We start from the raw sequence: 4230 nt of genomic DNA, 5'->3' as shown, positions 1-4230 counted from the left end.
CTTCATCAGTTTGGTGATGATGGCAGAGAGGTCACACCCGTTCCCATACCGAACACGGAAGTTAAGCTCTCTAGCGCCGATGGTAGTTGGGACCTTGTCCCTGTGAGAGTAGGACGTCGCCAAGCAACTTTAAGACGAGTCAGAATGACTCGTCTTTTTTGTGTCTAATAAAATAAGCTTGTAATTAATGTAGGCTCTATGAGTACGTTTATCTAGCAAGAAACAGCTTTATTTTATTATGATTTCACATCTAAATAGCATACCTTCAGAAAAATATGGACAAGTTTGTTAGACTCTTTAATTTTGAGTTTTAAAGTCTATTTATTAACAAGAATATATACAAGGTATTGCCCTCTGTAGCCTGCTCACACCTTCTTTTATTTCTTCAGTTGTTAAATGTCCATACCCCATAATAATTCGATTATGATGTTTTCCTTTTTCAATGGCGTGGTCTTCCACAGGATATACTTTAACTCCAAGTTGTTGGATTTTCTCAAGTAATTCTTTGTTGAATTGAACTTGATTGAATTCAACAATCAGGTGTAATCCTGTAGAATAACCGAAAATATTAATCTTATTTGAGAATGCTAATTTTAATTGCTGGATAAGGAAGTCTCTTCGATTTTTATAGATTTTTTTCATCTTTATAATATGTCGTTCCAAATAATCTTCGGCAATAAATTTAGCAAGGACAAGCTGATTTAGAGAAGATGTATGTAGATCTGAAAACCATTTTACCCTGCAACATTTTTCAATAAGGTGTGAGGGAAGAACTAAGTATCCCATCCTAAGGGCCGGTGATAAAATTTTACTAAATGAGCCTATATATATAACACGCTCGGGATCCAATCCCTGTAATGAACTTACAGGTGAGCCTTCATATCGAAACTCACTGTCATAATCATCTTCAATGAGATAACAATTTGTTTTTCTTGAGTAGTTAATCAATTGAACCCGTCGTTGAATCGGTAACGCTCCTCCTAAAGGAAACTGATGAGAAGGAGTAGTGAAGATGAATTTTGGGTTTTTATTTGCAGGCAGCAAAGATGTATCCATCCCATTATCATCAACTGGTATAGGATAAAGGAAGGCTCCTGAATTTTTAAAAATTGTTTGAATGTCATTGGTGATGGGATCTTCTATTAGTACTTCGTCGCCTGTTGACAAAAGTAACTTAGAAACAAGTGTTAAAGCTTGAGTTGCACCGGAGGTAATTACCAATTGTTCTGGATGACAAAAAACTCCTCTTGTTTTTAGTAAATAGCGTGATAAAGCCTTTCTTAATTCGAGACGCCCTTCGGGAATATCGTATCCAAACGTAGAAGGAGGTGTTTCATTCCATATAGTATGAGATAACTTCGCCCATCCCTTACGTGGAAATAAGTCTAATGCTGGTATCCCTGAACGAAAATTAATGATGTTACTGTCTTTGTTTGTTTCTTCGCACCAAGATAAAGAATCGATTAGAGTTGATTTCTTACGTTGTTCTAAATAAGTCCCTTCGGCAATGAATGTCCCAGCTCCCTGTCGAGCGACCAAAAAACCTTCGGAAAATAATTGATCATAAGCTTCTAAAATTACATTCCTAGACACGCTTAACTCAGAAGATAATTCCCGTGTTGATGGTAGTTTTTCTCCAGATTGTAGCTCTCCGTTTAATATTCGTTCACGTATTTGGTGATAAACCTGTCGAATTAAACTTATATCTAACGATCGATCAATAGGTATCCAAAGCATATAAATGCTCCCTTCATCAAAATTGGTACCATAAAAGTTTGGTTGAAATGGTACTAATATGAACCATTTTAGCATGCTATAGTTGAATCAAATAGTTCTAAAGGGGATGGAAATGTGATGACGAAACCAGAATTTCAAGTAGCTCAGGCATTTAAATCGATTGCACGAAATGAACATATAAAATCCTATGTACAACAATCCACTGAACTCTATGCGTTATTATTGCAAGCCGCGAAACGCTTTGTCACCGGAGAAACGAGACATGAGGGGATTGTGACAGCAAAAGAACTAATTACAAAAGGTTATCATACTTCACTAGAATACATAGGGGAAAATACTCTAGATATAGAGGAATGTTATAAAGCAAAAAATGAGTTTTGGAATCTTATTGGGGATATGGGTGCTCTATCTATGAAACAAACAGTATCACTCGATTTATCGCATATTGGATTATCTATAGATCCCGAAATATCTTATATTCATTTAATGGAGTTGGCAGAAAAGGCAAAAGTACATGGAACTACCCTTATGATAAGTATGGAAGAATCATCTAAAGCAGCAGACATTCTTTCCATCTATAAAAAAACAACTGAGCAATATCCTAATGTAGGGATAACGATTCAGGCGCATTTATATCGCTCAAACAATGATATTCAAGAACTCCTACATTATCCAGGGAAAATACGAGTTGTAAAAGGTGCCTATCAAGAAGTTTCAGATATTTCTATGCCTAGGTCAACTGACTTAAATCAACAGTATCTTCAGATCGTAGAACAACTAGTTGAAAATAACCATCCTGTATCTATAGCTACACATGATGAAATTCTTATTAAAGAAATGGAGCAACGTCAATATTTTAGTCAATCTAATGTAGAAATAGAAATGCTATATGGAATTCGTCCGGATATGTTAAGTGATTTGAAAAACAAAGGACATAATGCTAGGGTGTATTTGACTTATGGGAAAGAGTGGTACTTGTATTTATGTCATCGGATAGCTGAATATCCGGAAAATTTATATCATGCAGTGATAGATATGATACATTCATCCGCAGTACAGCAGAGTAGGGAATATTAAATAGACATTTAATATTAAATGTAAAAATTATTTTGGCTATGGTTATTATGAGGGAGTTCAGTTGTAGCGAGTAAGTTAAATAATTTTGGTTGTGGCCCAAAAATAAGAGCCAGATTTTCCTTAGAGTAGAAATTCCGGCTCTTTTTATATTGAAATTTTTTTAGTTTATATTTGCGTTAAATGCGGACAGGACTCCTATAGATGTTGAAAAGATTATGATTTATAATTGTACAGCCTTATTATACCTTGTTGCAGAATTTGTTTTTGTGGGTGTTTTATATGTATTGGTTTCTTATTGTTATGTATTCTTAGGTTTATAGCTAGAAATAAATGAATTTGTAATTCTATATGTATTTCAAAACGGAGGATATATAATAGAAACAATAAAATTACATGCTTTGTTAGTAACTCGATTCGCTCTTTTAGCGGTAAAACGTAAATATAGGTATAGGATAAACATCCTTAAATGTGATAAAATACAAACAGAACAAACGTTCTCTTCTGGTGTGTTAGGTACACTCGATCGATTGAGGTACGTATTTTTAATCCAGTATATGTGTTTAAAAAAGAAATGCTATTAATCGGTTCGGGCCTCAAGTATAGTTTATTTGTATATCTTAAATGTTTGTTAAGAGGGTATAAAAGTTATTACGACTAGGCCATATGGAAATGGATGCTGCTAAAGATGAAAGAGATATAAGTCTGCTATTTCAGTGACACAGGGATAGTTAGTAAATGTATTAGTGTGTTTCTATATATTTACGAGTAAACAGGTAAGTAACCATTACTTCATATCAGGGGAACTCTATAACTAGAGTAGTATATAAGAATTTCTGTATTGTGGTCTGTTATAAGAATACGTATATCTTCAATCGTTTCTAATAGAGTGCCTGATAAACAAAGAGGTGTTAGGGAGCGTAATAACTTTTTAATTACATATTAGTATTTATTAAAATGAGGTTGTTAGTTTTGCTGGGGAAAAACTTCCGTACCAATTAAGTTTAGGGTATAAGTAAACTTGAATATATTTTGGAAGAAGAAATTAAAGCGAAGTCGAAGAGGCTTTTCGGATAATGCAATATTTATAGGTTCTTCTCTAGATTAGAGAGCATAAAAATATTAAATTGAATATCTTTATAAAAAGGTATTGACGATTAGTATATAGAGGTGTAATATAGAACAAGTCGCCGATGCAATAACACAGAACGCGGCAAACGAAATGAAAAAACTTAGTTGACATTGAAAGATGAAAATGTTAACATAAGGGAGTCGCAAATGAGCGACAGAAAAGTTCTTTGAAAACTGAACGAAACAAACAACGTGAACGTCAATTTTTATTTTTAGATGCTAGACAAACTAACTTTATTGGAGAGTTTGATCCTGGCTCAGGATGAACGCTGGCGGCGTGCCTAATAC

General features: G+C 34.2%; 2 protein-coding genes and 1 rRNA gene. 2 read left to right on the top strand and 1 reads right to left on the bottom strand.

Annotated features, from left to right (window positions below):
* The first annotated feature begins 9 nt into the window (after positions 1 to 9).
* Positions 10 to 125 (top strand): 5S ribosomal RNA (gene rrf, locus BWGOE10_RS27480).
* 199 nt (positions 126 to 324) lie between these two features.
* Here rrf and BWGOE10_RS27475 read toward each other — a convergent pair.
* Complete coding sequence (locus BWGOE10_RS27475; protein ID WP_070146029.1) at positions 325 to 1737, bottom strand: PLP-dependent aminotransferase family protein; 1413 nt, start codon at positions 1735 to 1737, stop codon at positions 325 to 327.
* Between the two features lie 117 nt (positions 1738 to 1854).
* On the opposite strand from BWGOE10_RS27475, the gene BWGOE10_RS27470 reads away from it, so the two are divergent.
* Positions 1855 to 2814, top strand: a complete 960-nt coding sequence (locus BWGOE10_RS27470; RefSeq protein ID WP_070146028.1) for a proline dehydrogenase family protein — start codon at positions 1855 to 1857, stop codon at positions 2812 to 2814.
* Positions 2815 to 4230: the final 1416 nt, after the last annotated feature.

It is taken from the genome of Bacillus mycoides, assembly GCF_001757995.1.
Taxonomy (GTDB): Bacteria; Bacillota; Bacilli; order Bacillales; family Bacillaceae_G; genus Bacillus_A; species Bacillus_A mycoides_B.
The sequence above is the reverse complement of the archived record's forward strand: the minus strand, read 5'-3'. Positions and strand labels throughout refer to the sequence as shown.